Here is a 16,884-nt window from a genome sequence, read left to right as displayed (position 1 = left end):
TTCTATAAAAAGTTTTTCGGTAGCGGGGTTGGGGAATATTTTCAGTTGTGAATTGATGATGGAATCGATGGATTGAGGAGTGGCGTTCACGATGCGCATGAATGGATATTCAACATCGATCAGGAAGTTGCTTATTACCGGACCTGAACAACCGAATGAAGTTAATGTCAGAATATAAAATGCAGCAGGAACCGCCTGATTATTGCACAGGGAACCGAAATTGCAAGTGCCGTCCCAGATGCATTGCGGTTGGGAATTTACATTCGCATTATTAATTACATAGACAATATTTCCAAGAAGATCAGAAACCTGAACGGAATATTGGAGCGCACCAATTATTGTGACACAAAACTGATCGGAATTTCCGTCGCCATCGGGTGTTATGATTTCTGCAGTATTTGTGCTTGCCGTCGGAGAAGTGGAAACATTCTGGTATGCTCCAGGGCATTCACCGATCTCCGCATTTACTCCCGGCCCTAAATTTGCGCCCGGTAAAAATTCAATGTAATTATCGGCGACCAAAGTCACATCTGCTCCAGGATCTGTATTTATATTCGGGCCAACAGTAATGGAATTGGTTGCGCCAAATATTTCTGTGCCTGTTAATGTAGTGTTGCTGATCGTGAGATCCGTTGGGCAGCAGCCGGGATGTTCTTTAATAGTTACGTCGTCGATGTAATAGTAGGCGTAATCAGATGAAGAATATGGTAAAATTGCCGGGACATCGTTATTTGTATAAACGTTTCCAATTACTAAATAATATTGACCACTAGAATTAGGAATAATTGTACTGGAAATTTGCAGCCATGATCCCTTATTATCCACAACGCTGTTAGATGAAACAATAATTGCATTTTGTAAATTGCTTACTGGATCAGTCGAAAAGAACGAATTAGTTGATAGGGCGAGACTGAGCGGAGTTGCAAAAGCAGAGGTAGATGCCAAACTCACAAAAAAAGAAACATCATACTTCACATTAGCAATTAAACTGACAGAGGAACTCAAAAATTCCAAACCGATTATATCTCTTGTTTGCAAACCACAATATCCAACACCATCTTGTGCAGCAAGTCCGTTTGGCATATTAATATTATATAAATTTTTAGGCACTCCGAAATCGCCATTGCCATTAGGAGGATTATTGCAAGCATTAAAATACTCACAATCGCTAATCTCAGACCATCCATTGATTGGGAGTATTCCAGTAGCTGTTGGACATGAATAATAATCTTCAAACGAGGGATTAGGAACGAGATTCGGATTTGACTGAGCACAAATCCTGAGAGAAGTTCCCAATAGTAGAATAAATATTTTAGTTCTCATTTTCATTCCTGATTATCATAGACAGAAATACCTTCGTTTGTTCCAACCCATATTTCTCCATTTTTCATGATTGCAATAGAATTTATTGTATCAGTCAATAAGCCTGAGTTTTGAGATGTCAAGTGACTCCATGAGCCATGATCAAAAACCATTACTCCGTTTTGAGAAGAAGTGATCCAGATTCTTCCCTTCCTATCTTTAATCATCCACTTTGTTAAATCGTTCGGAAAGCCCTGAACATTTGTGCTACTATATCTCGTCCAACTCCCCTGATAATAACGATCAGCGTATTCATTTGAAAACCATATTCCATTATCATCATCTGCAACAATATCCCAGGCATGATAAACATTGAAACCACAAGTCGCAGTATTATAAATACTCCACTGCCCTGTGATTTCATTATATTTAATATAAGAAGTACTATCGCCTGAAACGGAAGGATTTTCTTTCGCGGAGAACCATTTGTTTCCTGAATTATCTATTCCTACTCCATCGAATTGATCAGAAGTCACAGGTGAATTTGCCATATCATAAACCTGCCAATTTGTTCCATCATAACGTACCATTCCGGCAGCGGTAGAAATCCACAATACACTATTCAAAGTGTCAGCAGCAATTTCTGTTCCTGTTACACTAGCAATAATTCCAGAATTGCTTTGATCAAACAACTGAATGCTATTATCAAAAATATTTATTCTATATAATCCATGGTTCGCGTTGCCAAACCAAATGTAATTCCCCATTGACACACCTTTCGCATATATTAAAAATGCGTCCGGCTCTAAAGCTGGTGGGTCAATTTTTTGCCATTCCCCATCGGAATACTTTGCAATATAACCTCCAGTGAAAACCCATTCATTTGATAAACGATCCACAATAATATTTTCTACTCCGTATTTATCTAAAGGTGCATTGGCTGAATTAAAATATTTCCATCCCGGCCAATCCTTATGCACCGGCGGGTCTCTCCTGCACTCCGAAAGAAACAGGTTGAGAAAAGAAATAAGTAAAACAGAAAATATAATGTGCTTTTTCATTGACCAAGAAAATCAATACTATTTATTCTTCAATTTCAATTCTTCAATTTCTTTTTTCATCCCCTCGTTTTCTTTCTTTAATTGCAACATGTATAAAGTGAGTTCTTCCAACTTCGCCATCAGCATCACATCATCCTGCCCGAGATCAACCCCGTTTGCTTTTACTTCTTTTTCACTTGCTACACCGGGCAAATGGCCGGTAGAGTCAATGTATTTCGCAACTGAATCCAACGGCATGAGATGATAGCCCGGTGCGAGAACTGAATCGGCCCAACTGTTCATCGTTACATTTGCTTTCTGGCAAACGATTCCTCCGTTCACAGTTAGCAATGTAGTTGCAAGATCAAACGGCCCGCCCGCCTGTGTTTTTGTTCCAATGATCACGCGCCCGTCTGCGCGCAGAAACATGCGCGTGTTATCCTGCATGTTCTGATCCGTTAGATTTTGTGTTCCTCCTCCTGATGTTGGCACACCAATGAAACGTAATCCTCCGCCAATATCATTCAGCAATACAAATCCACCATTGCCCGCGCCATTGCCATCCGATTTCCAGTTTCCGCTTTGATCGCGTGACGCATTGAACCCAATGTAAGAACTGCTGAACGTGGAAGCAACCAATGGCGCTTTCCCGAAATTTAATTTTGAGTAGGATTCGCCGATTTGTAATTCTGATTCGGGAATGGACGTAGAAATTCCAACATTTCCTGATGTGTTTGATGACGCAGATGGCCCTACAAAAAAACTCGGTACTGTAGAATTGAATCCGATCATCAATGAATTCGGTTGATTGTTTATTAAAGTTCCCGCACTGCTAAGCGGCCCGCTTCCTATAACTATTGCATGATCTGCATTCGAAGCGGTTTGAAGATTTGTTCCGATGGCAACTGATCTCGATCCAAACGCATTAGAGAACGGAGAGCCAACGACCATTCCTTTTACCGAACTGGAATTAAATATTTTTGAATTCACATAATTCAGATACAAAGTGCTGTCACCAAATTTAATTATACTGTCGCCCGGCAATCCTAAAATCCGCTCCACATATATTTTTCCGCTCACTCTTTCATCTCCATTCACATCTAATTTATACAGCGGATTTAAATTTCCGATTCCAACTTTGCCGCTGTTGCCCGCATTAAGAATTGTATTTCCCTGCGTGTATGCAGATGCGCTTTGAATTAAAAGATCATTTGAATTCGTGTAAAGTTCGTTTTGCGTTCCGGCAGAAATTACAAGGTTGTTGTTAATGGAAATTTGACTCAGACTCCTGATCGTATCGGCCTGCACTTTTGTTGTAAGCACGAGTCCCGAAGCAAAAATATTTCCGGAGAAATGCGCATCGCCATTTACATCAAGCAAATATCCGGAAGACGGAGATGAAGTTCCTATTCCAACTGTTCCTGAATTTGTGTTGTAAATATTATTTCCTGAAAACGCCCATCCACTAATGGAAGAAATATTTTTAAAAGTTCCGTCGCCGCTCAAAACCTGGTTCGTGTCATTCGTAAAATTCGTGCGCGCTAAATTTCCATTCACATCGAGTGAAACAAATCCGTTTCCTGCGCCCACGAGATTGTACACGCGTAAGGTGCCCGCGCTCGTGATCGTCATGCGCGCGATGTTGTTTGTCCGGAAATTTATATCTGCAGAATTTGCAGCGCCAAAAAAATCTGCCGTGGAAATATTATTTCCATTCGTTGCCCACTTGGTTCCCGACTGAGCAGAGAGATTTACAGCGAAATTCATTATGAAAAAGATAGAAAGAATTTTTGAAATATTTTTCATGAGTGGAGGTTTTGCAGGGCAATTTACCCCCCCCTCCTAATAAAGCAAGAAAAAAGTCAATTATTCGACGAAGCGGGAAATTGATGTGATGAACTTGCGCTCCAAAAAAAACGCTTGTAAAAAATTTTTACTTCGCACAGCTATAAATTCCTGCAAATCACCAATGAATTTTTGATTGCTGCATTTACCTAACTTTGTTCCCGTTATGCAGATACAAGTGTTGAAATCGAAAATTCACCGGGTGCGTGTTACGCAGGCCGATCTGAACTACATTGGCAGTATTACGATCGATGAAGAACTGATGAATGCGGCGAATCTTATTGAGAACGAGCAAGTGCACGTTTTGAATTACCGCAACGGAGAACGCATTGTAACTTATGTGATCAAAGGAAAACGCGGAAGTGGAGTGATTTGTCTCAATGGCCCTGCTGCTTTAAAATTCAATCCGGGTGATGATGTGATCGTACTCTCTTATGCAGTGATGGAATTTGAAGCGGCGAAAAAATTCAATCCTGTTGTGATTTTTCCGGACACGGGAAACAACAACAAACTTAAATCCTGAAAATTGAATCAGAAGCTCAAGCAATTTCTCCAGTTCATTGTCTTTTTCGGACTGGGTGTTGGTTTGATGTATTGGCAGTTCAGCAGATTTAAACCGGAAGAGAAAGAACAATTTTTTACTGCACTTAAAACGGCGAATTACGGATGGTTTGCAGTCGCGATCATTATAGGCGCGCTCGCACACCTGAGCCGCGCGATGCGATGGAAACAAACGCTTCTTCCGCTCGGGCATAAAGCAGGATTAGGAAGCCGGTTTTATGCGGTGATGATCGGCTATCTCGCGAATTACGGAATTCCACGTTCGGGAGAAGTGATTCGTTGCGGCGTATTGAAAACGTCGGATGATGTTCCATTTGCAGAATCATTCGGCACGGTGATCGTTGAGCGCATCGTGGATATGGTTTGCCTGGGAATTGTTTTTCTGCTCGTTCTCATTCTTGAATTTTCACAACTGAGTTCGATGTGGGTCGAATACATCCGGACGCCGGCGTTGAACTGGTTCGGCCATCTTTTTCAGAATAAAACTTTGTTGATCATTCTCGCTGCAGGAATTATTCTTCTGGTCGTCTCTATTTTTATTTTCCGTAAAAAGATCAGCAGCGGTATTCGTAAAAAAGTCAGCGGTTTTTTCAATGGATTTAAAAACGGTTTGCTCACAGTTAGAAAACTTCCGTCGCCCGGAATTTTTCTCTTTCATACCATTTTCATCTGGTGCGGATATCTTTCATCTCTTTACGTTTGCTTTTTCTGTTTCCCGACAACGAGCGGACTGAGCATTCACACGGCGCTTGTATTGCTGCTTTTCGGCACTTTCGGTGTCATCTTCACACCTGGTGGAATAGGAATGTACCAGATAATCGTAACAGGCGTGCTTATCGGGATCGCTCCTTCTTCTCAGCCAGATGCGCCGGCATTCGCATGGTTGAGCTGGGGCGCACAGGTAGGAACAGTACTGTTGTTCTTCGGGATTTCTGCAATTTTAAGAAACACTTTAAACCGCTCAGTGAAATGAATGCAACGGAAATAATCGCTTCAAAAATTCATACGCCGGGTTCCATCAAATGGAAAATTGCGCAGCTGCATTTTTTCGGGAAGAAGATCGTTTTCACCAATGGCTGTTTCGATATTGTTCATCTCGGGCATGTCGATTATCTCGCAAAAGCTGCGGAGTGCGGGATTTTTTTCATTGTGGGAATGAACAGCGATGCAAGTGTGAAATTGCTGAACAAAGGAATGAATCGCCCGCTGCAGGATGAACATTCGAGGTCAATGGTGATCGCTGCAATGGAATTTGTGGATGCAGTTATTTTGTTCGACGAGGAAACTCCATATCAATTAATAAATTTCATTCAACCGGATGTTTTAGTGAAAGGCGCCGATTACGATGCTGCCGAAAAAGATGCGAAGAATAAAAAATATATTGTGGGTTCCGATCTTGTGCGTGCCAATGGTGGAGAAATAAAAACGATTGAATTTGTTGAGGGCTATTCTACGAGTGCGATAGAAAAAAAAATATCAGGAAAGTAGTTTTTGTCATTGGTCATTAGGTTCTTGTTTAAATAATAATACTAATGACCAATGGCTGATTAACCAATCACCACCTTCACATTCTTTATCATTTTCGCCGCTTCCGTTAATTCGAAAATTCTTTGCGTGCTGAAGATGATCATTTGTCCTGATCTCATTTTTATGTGCAATGCGTCGTAACCTCCGTATAAATACATTTTATAATTTCTGTTTACGCGTACAGAAAAGCCACCGTATTTGAAAGTGCGGAATGGCCCATTCAGATTTCCGATCATGATCTCTTCGATTTCCGTATTGTGAATAATATGTTCTGCAGATCGTGCATTGGTCGTGTACGCGATCCCTTCTGAAGTGATTGTGAACCGGAGAGAAAGTTGCGTAGAGATAATGAGGAACACAATGGAGATGATAACCAGAGGAAGTTCCGGGATATAGAGGAATGGATTTTTGATCACGAAAAAATTCACAGCAGCAAACGCAATACTGAATGCGAGTACAAGGATGAAAATTTTCGGAATGACACGTGAAGGTTGCTGGAATTCCTCGAAAATTATTTTGTCCGTCATAGGAAATGGTGCAGGTGAAATCTAAGGTAGAGAATATACTGTCATTGGTTAATATTCATTTGTCATTGGCCAACTGACCTTGGGAATAAAACTTTAGAATAAAAACACTTCACCCAATGACAAATGACAAAAATATTATTGCGGCTGATACCTTCGGTTTATCAAGCGGGATTCATGTGCGGAGAAGAAATATTGCCACAGCTGTTCACGGATTAGCCACAGATTTTCGCCGGCCCAACCACTGACTATTGGCCAATGACCACATCTTCTTCAGCAATTAATTTTTCTCCGCGGTATTTTCTCAGGATCTGCAGAACAGTGAGCACATCTTTCTGGCAATAGGTAACAATCCGATCGAGATTTTTTTCTTCGTAATAAACTTTTGCCACCTGGCTTCCGTCAATATCATCTTTGGGAGTCGGGATTCCGAAAAGATTCGCAAGCACATTCAGCGAAGTATGTGATTTAAAATCGCCGAACTTCCACATTTCCATCGTATCGAGAAAAGTGGTTTCCCACGGTTTTTTTCCGGAGACATCAAGCGCAAGCGGAAGATCGATACCCTGCACGACCATTCTCCGCGCGATCCACGGAAAATCAAATTCCTTCCCGTTATGCGCGCACAGGCGATGGTCGGGCCGCGAAAAATGTTTGTTGAGCAGTGCAGCGAAGTCAAGAAGAATTTTTTTCTCATCATGATCCGCGAATGACTTGATGCGGAAAGATTCTTTTCCATCGACGCGTTTTAAAAATCCGGCGGAAATACAAATGATCTTTCCGAACTCTGCATAAATGCCGGCGCGATCGTAAATTTTTTCCGGCGTATCGTTCTCTCCTTTCGAAACAGCAACTGCTTTTTTCTCCCAGAGTTTTTTCCAGTTTTCCGGAACAGCATTATAATTTGCATAAGCAGGAACCGTTTCGATGTCGAGGAAGAGAATGTTTTCTAACTGTAGATTATTGTACATCGGAAAAATTATTGAACGTTGATTTCAGATTGTTGTTTGGTGCAGACACTGCAAATCTACATTCAACAATCTATAATCAGCAATTTATCTTAGCATGACTCCTTCCACGTTCAGCAATGGAATTTTAGTGAAATGTTTTTCGTTAATGGTTTCGGGAAGAAAAATATATTGCTTGTCGTAGATCTTTCCATCAATATAAAAACTCACCCAGTATTCATTCGTGAGGCCGAAAGTATTTTCCATGATCGGCTCCACGCGCGTGAACTCGAGCGCAGGTATTTCCTCGAAGTAATGCCGAAGCGTAGAAGTTTTTTTCACTTCGCCATTCAACTCTCCGTATCCTTTTGAAGAAACGATCACATTTTTTATAGGGACAATATGAAGATTCACCAGGAAAACATTCCAGACATTTTCTCCATTTGCTTCTTCGAGCACAACCGCCAGCGCGAGATCTTCAACTTCGGGACGATCAATATCTTTTTTCATCGGGAACGAATTGCGCTAATATACGAATGGAAGACGGAGGATTTCACTCTTTCACATAATTGAAATCAGTCCATTTTTATTCGTACATCCGTAAAGCGGCATCAAGATAAAAATGCGCATCGGGTGGAAGTTCATTGGCAATAACCGGAAGTCGTTTCATTCCGAGACGAACAATAATCATATCCATATCAGGAATGCAGATCACATATTGTCCGAGAATTCCACGCGCATAAAAAACAGGATGGCCTTTGTATTCCGGAAGCAGCCACCAGAGAAATCCATAATCGTCTGCGGGTTTTCCATTGGTATTTTTTGTTCCTGTGGGGTGAACGGAAGCAAGCGCATACCATTCCGGGACAATTTGTTTTCCTGCCCATCTACCACTGTCGAGATATAATTTTCCTAATCGTGCAAAATCGCGCGCGTTCGAATTCAGGCAACAGAAAGCTTTTTCATTTCCATTCTCATTATCGAGCGACCAAAATGCATTGTGCTCGCATCCCATCGGGATCCACAATTTTTCCGAAGCATAATCCGCAATTGTTTTCCCGGTTGCTTTCTGCAGGATGAACCCGAGTAATTGGGTGTTGCCGCTGAGATAAAGAAAATTTTCTCCAGGAGTTGCGTTCAGTTGCGTGTACGCGAGCGTGAGTGCGCGCAGGTCGCTCCCGTAATATGCTTCCGCGGGATACGCGAGGGGGCTTACATAATTCTCATCGAAATTAATTCCTGAACTCATCTGTAAAAGATTTTTTATCGTGATCTTTTTTCGATCGTCGTTCGCAAGTTCAGGAAGGTAATTTGCAGCGGGTTCATCGATGCTTTTTATTTTTCCGTCTTCGAGCGCGCAACCAATGAGAATACTGATGACGGTTTTCGCCATCGAAAAAGAATTCGTGTACGAGTGGTTGGTGAATTCTCCCCAATACTGTTCGCAACGGATGCTGTCGTTTTTAATAATGAGAAATGCGCCCGTCTGTATGTCCGTCATTTTTGCGAGGAGATCGGAGGGAATTTCTTTCTTGTTGTAATCTTTTCCTATCGGCCACGGTTGCGGAATCCCATTTTTCACTTCGCGATTATCGAAGATTTTATACTCCATTGCCGAAGGGCCGTTCCTTCCGCGGAGATACGTATTCCAAACTGCCTTGTACAGGTAAAATCTTCCGCTGAAAAGAATGAACAGGTTTGCCGCGATGAAAATGAAAAGAAAGAAATAGCCGAAGCGTTTGAAGAATTTTTTCATAATGGAAAACCGGGAGCTATCTCATTAAACGTATTCCACCGGTAAAGGTTGTAATGTGAAATCAACTTCAATCAATGCTCAACAAATTGCATTGCGGTGGGAGGCACTTTTCCCGGCTTGAGTTTTTCTGTATTACGAAAATATTTATCGGCAGACTGTTTCATTTGCGTCAACGTGCGTTCGCAGATCACCACATCAGAACCGGCCGCGTTGCCTTTACCGCTATTTGCATTTTTTTCGGATTCAATAATAAGATTGTAATAGAATAAGCCGAGATCATAATTGTAAGTCACATTCGAGCAATCGAGTGTTACCGCCCTGCTATAACAATATTCTGTATTGGTAAACCATCTGCAGCGGTCAGAACTTTTCCTGAGGGCGATCAGTTCTGAATCGCAATTACTTCCTGTTTCAAAATATAAACGCGCATAATTTTTTCTTGTAAAATCGGTGGTGTCAATTCCGCGCATGGTGTTCCAGTCAAAATCGATTGCATTGATCTCAAAATTTGTATTCATCGTATCGCACGGATGTCCATTCTGAAAAAAGGCGACGAAGAAATTGAAATGCGTAAGCGCAAAATTATTTCTGAACCGTTCATCAGCAGGCCAACGTTCTATTTCCAGGAGATAGAGGTAACTCTGCAAATGAAAAGCTTCTATGCCCGTTTGTTTGAACGAAGAAGTAAGCGGATCGGCATTGAAAAAACAAATCGTATAAATATTGTAAAGTTTGTACTGAACGTCAATTGATTTTGAAGGGCTGGCAAGCATGATCTTCCAGTACTCCATTATATTTTTTTCAAATTCCACCGTATCGTGTTTCATATCCTGAATACTGTTCTCGTCAAAATATTTATTGGCATCGGCAGTTGCTTTTCGTGTCCACGATCCACACGAAGTATCCGTCTCAGCGCAGGGATCGATCAGGGATAAATATTCTCTTAAGCGTTGATCGATCGAAAGGAGATGCGCGTGAAATGCTTTTGACATTGCCTTACTTCTTTCCGCGTCGCCCATTGCAGGAACTGCCACATCGTGCCCGATATTTTCCAGGTACATCGAATCGAGAGAATGGTATTCTGATTGTGCCTGAACTGTAAAATAATTCAGCGAGAAGATCATTGATAAAAAGAAAAAATGTTTTTTCATTAGAGAAATATTATCATTCAAATTACCACGGAACTTTTTCGCCGGCAAGTTCACATTCAAATTCCAGTTCAAAATATTTTTTCAGTTTTTCCTTCACGTCCTCCATGTTCACTTTATTTCCCAGTTCTTTTTCCATTGAGGTAACTGCTTTGTCGGCGATTCCACAAGGAACAATGCGATTGAAATAACTGAGATCGGAATTTACGTTGAGCGCCCACCCGTGCATGGTCACCCATCTGCTTGTGCGCACACCCATTGCGCAGATCTTGCGCGCGGTTCGGCCCGGCTCACCGCCGGCAAGTTCAGTGTGCGGATCGAGCCACACGCCTGTGTATCCTTCATAGCGCTCGCCTTTCAATCCGAATTCTGCAATGGTTTTAATAATGACTTCTTCGAGCGTGCGCAGGTAACGGTGAATGTCGGTGAAAAAATTATCGAGATCGAGAATGGGATAACCTACAAGTTGCCCCGGCCCGTGATAAGTGATATCGCCCCCGCGATTTATTTTATAAAATGTGGCGCTCATTTCTTCAAGCTGTTTTTCATTCGCCAGGAGATGTTGTTCATCGCCCGTTTTGCCCAATGTAAAAACATGAGGATGCTCGCAGAAAATAAGATGACTTTGTGTTGGAATTATTTTTTCCTTAGCCGCATCGCGATTTAAAATTTTCTGATCGGCAATTTCTTTCAACAGCTCTTCCTGAAGATCCCAGCACTGCTTGTAATCGATGAGATGAAGATCGTGGAAGAGGACTTTGATCATGAGTTATGGGTTATGAGTTATGAGTTCCCATTGGTCTCAATACTCATTACTTTTTAGAGAGTTCGCCTTTCAGAAAATTGATCACGTTCACTTCCATATCATCCACGCCGCGGAGTTGGGCGAGAAAAACGGAGGCCCAGTCGCCGAGATGAATGAGATAAAGTGTTTTTTCTATCTGCGAATTTCCTTTGGAAAAAATTTCTGTGAAATGCGGAGTACGTTTGCTGATGATCTCTTTGTTGAGTTCGATGCGATGATTATTTCGTTCAAATTCTGTGGGATCGCGGAAAAGCACAACCGCAATATTCTCATTGCCGCCGGCCCATCCCACGAGTTCATTGTGATTCATTTCGGGAATGACATGATGCCAGCACAACACTTTTGCATTCTCATTCAGTTGCTGGCGAAAACGAATGGCAACTCCTTCGTAATACGTAGTACAGTAAATGACCGGCGTTTTTCCGTGAAGATCTGCCGCCAGTTTTTTTGCGATCTGCTTTATGGAATTCTCTTCTTTTTTCAGCAGCACAACAGAATTTTCAAGATCCGCAACAGAATTTTCCGGGAGCAATTTATAATTTATAAAAAGGAAAATAAGTTGCACGAGCGAATAACTGAGGCACGCACGCGGAGGCATTCCCGCGGGAATGATCACATGATCGAGTTTTTTTTCTTTTGCAAGTTGTTCCACTTTCCCGCCCGATGTGATGCAGAAAATAGTTGCGCCTTTGTTGAGCGCAGCATGCATGCACGCCAGCGTTTCTTCTGTATTTCCCGAATAAGAAGAAATGATAACCAGTGAATCACGATTGATGTAAGACGGAATGGAATATCCTTTAGTTGCATTCACCGGAACACCGGCATGACTGAATGCCAATTCAGAAATGATAGTTCCTCCAATGCCCGATCCACCGAGTCCGCAAATGAGCACATTTCCAACGGGTTCTTTTGTTTCAGAAATTTTTAAATGCTTCCCGATAGCAATGGCTGCTTCGATCTGGGCGGGAAACTGCTCAACAAGATTTTTCATTTCCATCATTGACAAAAAGGAAGGCGAAGTTAATAAATTGTCATTGGCCAATGGTCATCAGGGCTTTTGTTATGCGCCATTTTTGTCCATCCTTCGTTGCATTTCTTGGCCGTAGTCGCTCCACTATGGCCTGCAAAATGCGTCTCGGCTGAACAAAAATGGCATCATAACAATTCCAAAAAATGAATTTTAAACAGCCTCTTAACCAATGACTATTTATTATTCGACCGAATTCTGTCTTGCTTTTGCAGCATCAACTATTTTCTGCTGTGCATCGAGTTCTGCTTTCTTCTTCGCCTGGTCGTCATCATTCTGTTTCAGATCGTCCTGCGCTTTTTTGATTTTCGCCTGGTAATTGGTGATATCGTCGTTGAGTGATTTGCTTTTCTTTACGAGATCATCCTGGTCCGACTGAATTTTTTCAAGTTTTTTCTGTTCTGCGGCAACAATATCGTCGTTCGCATCTTTGGTCATTTTTACAGCGAAATCTTTCACGATCTGTTCGGCTGCTTTATAGGAAGTGGAATTGGAAGAAGAGGAAAGCCAGGTTTCACCAAGAACAAAACCTACGATGAACTGGGTTTCATTATCATCTTTTCCTTTTTCCGTGCGCGCATACACGTCGCAGGTATTGTCGCTGATGTCTTTGATGAGTGCGTTGTCGGCAAAAATTTCATCCTTGCCGCTCACCTTCGCATTGTAATCTTTCATCTTCGAACGCCATTTGCTCATGATGTCATCTGCTTTCGCATCGTAAACGGAAACAACGAGACAGTTGTGCGATCCGCCGCCGATACTCATATTTTTTTCATCGACAGAGATCTTGATCTTTTGCGCGGAAAGCCCCAGTGTAAAAAGGATCATCGCGCCGAGGAGTAGTTGCTTTTTCATGATGTTATGATTTGTGTGTGATTTCTATCTCAAAAGGTACGCCATTTTCGTACTCAGTGTTCATCCACTTCCGAAACTCCTCCCGACACAATGAACTTCATCGCTTCAGTAGCAGGAATATTCAGCGGTTTGATGTTTTCTTTCGGCACAATGAGCAAGCGGCCGGAAATAGAATACGACATTGGAACGTAAACGGCCACAAACTCTTTTTCTATTCCGAGTTCATGCAGATCATCGTCCGTTATAAAACCGATCTCGCGGATATTGTTTTGCGCGTTGGAAGTGATGAGTACCGGTTGACTGAATCTTTTTTTATTCCCGATAAAAGCGGTCGTAAAATCTTTTACCGGCGAATAAATATGTTTTACAAATGGAATACGTTCAATGACTTTGCCCGATTCTTCGAGGAAGAATTTTGCGATCACATTCGAAGTGAATATTCCGACCACTAAAATAAAAAGCAGGATGACGCCGGTTATGAGGAACGGGTCGGCGTATTTATTCACGATCACATCAAGTTTTCCGAAAAGATCGCGTAACCAAATGAAAAGTTTGTAGAGAACGAGAATGGTTATTGCCGAAGGAACAAGAACAATAAGCCCCTGTATAAAATAGCGAAGGATATTTTTCATGGCTTGAAATTACGACATTACTTCAGTGGAAAAATCAGCAGGAATCAGCTTACAGGTTTTGAATACTTTAACAAATTCTCTCATCCGGCACCCTATGCCCGATCCGTATATGGAGTAAGTTTATACCAATGAAATACGCTGCTGTCATCTTCGCTTTTTTCATCGTCCTGCTTTCGGCAGCACCGGCGGCCGAACACATTTATTCGGCGTTATCTCATCATGAAAAATGTCATTCGCATTGTTGCATGGCGGCTCATGAAAAAATTCCGGCCAAGAAAAATAATTCCTGCAACAACATGAACGGTTGTAATCCGTTACAGGGTTGCTGCTGCTGTTCCTGCGCAGTTCCCACTTGCTGCTCGGCTGATATTATTCTGAAAACAACTTTGATCTTCCATGTAGAAATTTTTTCTGCATTCCTTTCCACCTACTCTTCTTCGTGCTGGCAACCGCCCGAAATGGCCTGATTCACTTTCAGAATTATTTTCAAGTCAATCAATCCTTTTAAAAAAACGAAAAATGAAAAACATTCTTTTCGGCGTTGCTGTTGCATTATTGTCAACAAGCGCCATAGCGAATACAGGCGGACATTCCCTCCTGAAAAAATCTCAACAGCAAACTACAGCTTCCTGCTGCTGTTCATGTCCTGAATGCGAAGGAAAATGTGATAAGAATTCCTGCGCAAAAATGGACTGCTGCAAGGACAAATGCACCAAGGGCGATTGCAAAAACAATGGCTCGTGCAAAAGCAAATGTTCGAAGTAAAATAAAGTAGCATTGTGAAAAGTCTCCTGTGAAAACAGGGGGCTTTTTTTACGAAGTTGTTTTCTCAGAAAACTATTTTGAATAACAGCGGCCTCGATGGAGTGGCGTCGTTTTCAAATGGCGCCGTCTGAAGATTCAGAAAATAAGTTCCGTCGTAAACAGAATTCGGAACGTAAATGAATTCGGTGATCGTGCGTTGAAATTGCGTGTGGTGCGGATATTCCCAGAAGGCATGATGCGCAAGTAATTTTCCCCCGTCCACTTCTTTATCAATAGATGGAAGATCGATGAGAAGATGATCCACTTTTTTTTCGGCAAGATATTTTGCAGCATCTTCAGCAACAAAAGGCGGATTTGTATCCGACCAGTTCATGGAAAGTTTCAGTTCAGGATTTGCAACGGTGCGAATGACCACCGCCTGCGGGTCTTTTCCTTCGAGTAATTCTTCCAGTTGTTTTCTTGTGATGATGTGATCGCCGGTTTCATTTTCTTCCGGCAAAATGGTAATGAGCTCGGCGAGAAAAAAATAATTTTTCAGATGTTCATTCACATTATAAATTTCCTGCGCGATGTGGCCCACGCATTCCGTGTGTGTACCGTGCGCGTGCGGATTGAAAAAAATATTCCTGAAGTTGACGGATCCTCCCTGTTTCACTTCACCTATCCAGTCTCCATTGCGCACCGCTTCTATCTTCATCGCATCGGCATACCACGCACGCGCGCTGTGCTCGTTCATCGGAATTGAAATATCGATGGGCTGTGAAAGATCCGTTCTGAAATTTTTTCCCTTATGATTGATGGTGGCGAACATAGCGGAGATTAACGCAATAAAAATAATTTTCCCGAATCATAACAGGGCTTGTAGAAAACTAAGGTAGGAAATTCCAAAAATCAGACCCTAAAGAGGTCGGCAGCTATATGATCGGCGAAAAGGCGCCCGTTTTCAGTGAGTATATAATTGTTGTCGGTTAATGCCACTTTCCCTTCTTTTATCCAGCGCTGAATATTTTTTTCAAAAATTAACACGACTTCTTTCCCCGATCTTTTCTCCAGTTCCTGAATGGAAATTCCCCACATGGTACGGAGCCGTGTAAGAACGAATTCATTGAATGCCGATCTTTCAGAAAGTATTTCCTCTTCAAATGTTCGTTCATTTTTTTCTACCCGTGAAATATATTCTGCGTTGTTGGAGATATTCCATCTTCTTCTTTTGCCGTTAAAACTGTGTGCAGAAGGTCCGATGCCCAGGTATTCTTCCCCGAACCAATAACTGCTATTGTGTTTTGCGATGAAATCTTTTCTTGCAAAATTGGAGATCTCATAGGGAATGAAGTTGTTTTTTTTCATCACATCCAGCAAAATACTAAAATGTTCTGCGGCCACCGCTTCATTTACCGGTTCAGCTTTTCCTGTTTTAATAAAATGTGCCAGCGCTGTTTTCGGCTCAACGGTCAGGCAATAGGCAGAAATATGCTGAACACCGGAAGCGATTGCTTTTTCAATATTCGATCTCCAGGCTTCATTATTCATTCCGGGAATTCCGTAAATGAGATCGATCGTAAGATTTGTAAAACCTGTTTCCTGCGCACGTCGTATTACGCGTTGCGCATCCGCACTCGTGTGTGCGCGATTCATCATCTTCAGATCCTCATCGCGGAAAGATTGAATTCCTATACTTAACCGGTTGACCGGAAATTTCCGCAGCATGGAAAGATAAACTTCATTCAAATCATCAGGATTAGCTTCCAGCGTGATCTCGGCATTTTCCGCAATGGTAAAATTATCTGCAATGGAATGGAAAATAAGTTCAAGTTCACTTTCATTCAGTAAAGAAGGAGTTCCGCCGCCGAAATAAATACTCTTCAGTTGTTTTTCCTGCAATTCGTTTTTTCTCCAATGCAATTCATCAACCATCGCTTTCACTAATTGCGATTTGTTTTTCACATTCGTTGAAAAATGAAAATCACAATAATGACAGGCCTGTTTGCAGAAAGGGATATGGAAGTACAGATGCATGATTACGAAATACGGGGAGTACGAAATACGAAAAGTTTACTAAAAGTTACGAAATACGAAAACGCGCTAAAAATGTGTCGGTGAAAATTAATTTCGTATTCATCTGTATTTCGTAACTTTTAGTAAACTTTTAG

General features: G+C 41.8%; 19 protein-coding genes. 5 read left to right on the top strand and 14 right to left on the bottom strand.

Translation table 11 applies throughout. The features are described 5' to 3' along the window. From HY064_11075 to HY064_11065, 3 genes are all read right to left on the bottom strand, one after another. Positions 1-1,323, bottom strand: a 1,323-nt coding sequence (locus HY064_11075; GenBank protein ID MBI3511197.1) for a hypothetical protein, incomplete at its 3' end; no start/stop codon positions are given. A 2-nt stretch (positions 1,324-1,325) separates the two neighbouring features. Continuing rightward, entirely contained in the window at positions 1,326-2,363 is a 1,038-nt protein-coding gene (locus tag HY064_11070) for a hypothetical protein (GenBank protein MBI3511196.1), read from the bottom strand. An 18-nt stretch (positions 2,364-2,381) separates the two neighbouring features. Continuing rightward, a complete protein-coding gene (locus tag HY064_11065) occupies positions 2,382-4,148 on the bottom strand; it encodes a hypothetical protein (GenBank protein ID MBI3511195.1) in 1,767 nt (588 codons plus the stop codon). A 205-nt stretch (positions 4,149-4,353) separates the two neighbouring features. Here HY064_11065 and HY064_11060 point away from each other — a divergent pair, with 205 nt between their 5' ends. From HY064_11060 to HY064_11050, 3 genes are read left to right on the top strand one after another with little or no spacing between them, the layout of a single operon-like run. Then, entirely contained in the window at positions 4,354-4,710 is a 357-nt protein-coding gene (locus HY064_11060; GenBank protein ID MBI3511194.1) for an aspartate 1-decarboxylase, read from the top strand. 3 nt (positions 4,711-4,713) lie between these two features. Then, the gene (locus HY064_11055) at positions 4,714-5,721 is read left to right on the top strand and encodes a flippase-like domain-containing protein (GenBank protein ID MBI3511193.1); all 1,008 of its coding nucleotides are present in this window, start codon (positions 4,714-4,716) and stop codon (positions 5,719-5,721) included. Further along, positions 5,718-6,236, top strand: a complete 519-nt coding sequence (locus tag HY064_11050; protein ID MBI3511192.1) for an adenylyltransferase/cytidyltransferase family protein — start codon at positions 5,718-5,720, stop codon at positions 6,234-6,236. The genes HY064_11055 and HY064_11050 overlap by 4 nt, the downstream gene beginning before the upstream one ends. A 59-nt stretch (positions 6,237-6,295) precedes the next feature. Here HY064_11050 and HY064_11045 read toward each other — a convergent pair whose 3' ends face one another. From HY064_11045 to HY064_11005, 9 genes are all read right to left on the bottom strand, one after another. Further along, on the bottom strand, positions 6,296-6,802 hold the full coding sequence (locus HY064_11045) for a hypothetical protein (protein MBI3511191.1): 507 nt from the start codon (positions 6,800-6,802) through the stop codon (positions 6,296-6,298). Between the two features lie 245 nt (positions 6,803-7,047). After that, a complete protein-coding gene (locus tag HY064_11040) occupies positions 7,048-7,770 on the bottom strand; it encodes a 3'-5' exonuclease (GenBank protein ID MBI3511190.1) in 723 nt (240 codons plus the stop codon). 84 nt (positions 7,771-7,854) lie between these two features. Then, positions 7,855-8,256 (bottom strand): hypothetical protein, encoded by a 402-nt coding sequence (locus HY064_11035; GenBank protein ID MBI3511189.1) that lies wholly within the window; start codon positions 8,254-8,256, stop codon positions 7,855-7,857. A gap of 76 nt (positions 8,257-8,332) precedes the next feature. Then, positions 8,333-9,502, bottom strand: a complete 1,170-nt coding sequence (locus tag HY064_11030) for a serine hydrolase (GenBank protein ID MBI3511188.1) — start codon at positions 9,500-9,502, stop codon at positions 8,333-8,335. Positions 9,503-9,573: 71 nt separating this feature from the next. Then, a complete protein-coding gene (locus HY064_11025) occupies positions 9,574-10,653 on the bottom strand; it encodes a hypothetical protein (protein MBI3511187.1) in 1,080 nt (359 codons plus the stop codon). 22 nt (positions 10,654-10,675) lie between these two features. Continuing rightward, entirely contained in the window at positions 10,676-11,416 is a 741-nt protein-coding gene (gene lipB, locus HY064_11020; protein ID MBI3511186.1) for a lipoyl(octanoyl) transferase LipB, read from the bottom strand. A 46-nt stretch (positions 11,417-11,462) separates the two neighbouring features. Next, positions 11,463-12,446, bottom strand: coding sequence for a bifunctional phosphoglucose/phosphomannose isomerase (locus HY064_11015; protein ID MBI3511185.1), 984 nt, complete (start codon positions 12,444-12,446; stop codon positions 11,463-11,465). 219 nt (positions 12,447-12,665) lie between these two features. After that, positions 12,666-13,337 (bottom strand): hypothetical protein, encoded by a 672-nt coding sequence (locus HY064_11010; protein ID MBI3511184.1) that lies wholly within the window; start codon positions 13,335-13,337, stop codon positions 12,666-12,668. Between the two features lie 53 nt (positions 13,338-13,390). After that, positions 13,391-13,969 (bottom strand): DUF502 domain-containing protein, encoded by a 579-nt coding sequence (locus tag HY064_11005; GenBank protein MBI3511183.1) that lies wholly within the window; start codon positions 13,967-13,969, stop codon positions 13,391-13,393. A 128-nt stretch (positions 13,970-14,097) separates the two neighbouring features. Here HY064_11005 and HY064_11000 point away from each other — a divergent pair, with 128 nt between their 5' ends. Together HY064_11000 and HY064_10995 are read left to right on the top strand one after the other, a co-directional pair. Continuing rightward, positions 14,098-14,436 (top strand): hypothetical protein, encoded by a 339-nt coding sequence (locus HY064_11000; protein MBI3511182.1) that lies wholly within the window; start codon positions 14,098-14,100, stop codon positions 14,434-14,436. A gap of 52 nt (positions 14,437-14,488) precedes the next feature. After that, a complete protein-coding gene (locus tag HY064_10995) occupies positions 14,489-14,734 on the top strand; it encodes a hypothetical protein (protein ID MBI3511181.1) in 246 nt (81 codons plus the stop codon). 64 nt (positions 14,735-14,798) lie between these two features. Here HY064_10995 and HY064_10990 read toward each other — a convergent pair whose 3' ends face one another. Then, positions 14,799-15,545, bottom strand: coding sequence for a cyclase family protein (locus HY064_10990; protein ID MBI3511180.1), 747 nt, complete (start codon positions 15,543-15,545; stop codon positions 14,799-14,801). Between the two features lie 80 nt (positions 15,546-15,625). Continuing rightward, positions 15,626-16,753, bottom strand: coding sequence for a radical SAM family heme chaperone HemW (hemW, locus tag HY064_10985; protein ID MBI3511179.1), 1,128 nt, complete (start codon positions 16,751-16,753; stop codon positions 15,626-15,628). Between the last annotated feature and the right edge of the window lie 131 nt (positions 16,754-16,884).

It is taken from the genome of Bacteroidota bacterium (assembly GCA_016194975.1).
In the GTDB taxonomy this organism is placed as follows: domain Bacteria; phylum Bacteroidota; class Bacteroidia; order Palsa-965; family Palsa-965.
The sequence above is the reverse complement of the archived record's forward strand: the minus strand, read 5'-3'. Positions and strand labels throughout refer to the sequence as shown.

What these genes read in the sequence shown, in the direction of transcription:
- HY064_10995 (MBI3511181.1), top strand. Translation starts at nt 14,489, where the DNA reads ATGAAAAACATTCTTTTCGGCGTTGCTGTTGCATTATTGTCAACAAGC.
- HY064_11045 (MBI3511191.1), bottom strand. Translation starts at nt 6,802, where the DNA reads ATGACGGACAAAATAATTTTCGAGGAATTCCAGCAACCTTCACGTGTC.
- HY064_11010 (MBI3511184.1), bottom strand. Translation starts at nt 13,337, where the DNA reads ATGAAAAAGCAACTACTCCTCGGCGCGATGATCCTTTTTACACTGGGG.
- HY064_11070 (MBI3511196.1), bottom strand. Translation starts at nt 2,363, where the DNA reads ATGAAAAAGCACATTATATTTTCTGTTTTACTTATTTCTTTTCTCAAC.
- HY064_11000 (MBI3511182.1), top strand. Translation starts at nt 14,098, where the DNA reads ATGAAATACGCTGCTGTCATCTTCGCTTTTTTCATCGTCCTGCTTTCG.
- HY064_10990 (MBI3511180.1), bottom strand. Translation starts at nt 15,545, where the DNA reads ATGTTCGCCACCATCAATCATAAGGGAAAAAATTTCAGAACGGATCTT.
- lipB (MBI3511186.1), bottom strand. Translation starts at nt 11,416, where the DNA reads ATGATCAAAGTCCTCTTCCACGATCTTCATCTCATCGATTACAAGCAG.
- HY064_11025 (MBI3511187.1), bottom strand. Translation starts at nt 10,653, where the DNA reads ATGAAAAAACATTTTTTCTTTTTATCAATGATCTTCTCGCTGAATTAT.
- HY064_11030 (MBI3511188.1), bottom strand. Translation starts at nt 9,502, where the DNA reads ATGAAAAAATTCTTCAAACGCTTCGGCTATTTCTTTCTTTTCATTTTC.
- HY064_11040 (MBI3511190.1), bottom strand. Translation starts at nt 7,770, where the DNA reads ATGTACAATAATCTACAGTTAGAAAACATTCTCTTCCTCGACATCGAA.
- HY064_11065 (MBI3511195.1), bottom strand. Translation starts at nt 4,148, where the DNA reads ATGAAAAATATTTCAAAAATTCTTTCTATCTTTTTCATAATGAATTTC.
- HY064_11015 (MBI3511185.1), bottom strand. Translation starts at nt 12,446, where the DNA reads ATGAAAAATCTTGTTGAGCAGTTTCCCGCCCAGATCGAAGCAGCCATT.
- HY064_11035 (MBI3511189.1), bottom strand. Translation starts at nt 8,256, where the DNA reads ATGAAAAAAGATATTGATCGTCCCGAAGTTGAAGATCTCGCGCTGGCG.
- HY064_11050 (MBI3511192.1), top strand. Translation starts at nt 5,718, where the DNA reads ATGAATGCAACGGAAATAATCGCTTCAAAAATTCATACGCCGGGTTCC.
- HY064_11060 (MBI3511194.1), top strand. Translation starts at nt 4,354, where the DNA reads ATGCAGATACAAGTGTTGAAATCGAAAATTCACCGGGTGCGTGTTACG.
- HY064_11005 (MBI3511183.1), bottom strand. Translation starts at nt 13,969, where the DNA reads ATGAAAAATATCCTTCGCTATTTTATACAGGGGCTTATTGTTCTTGTT.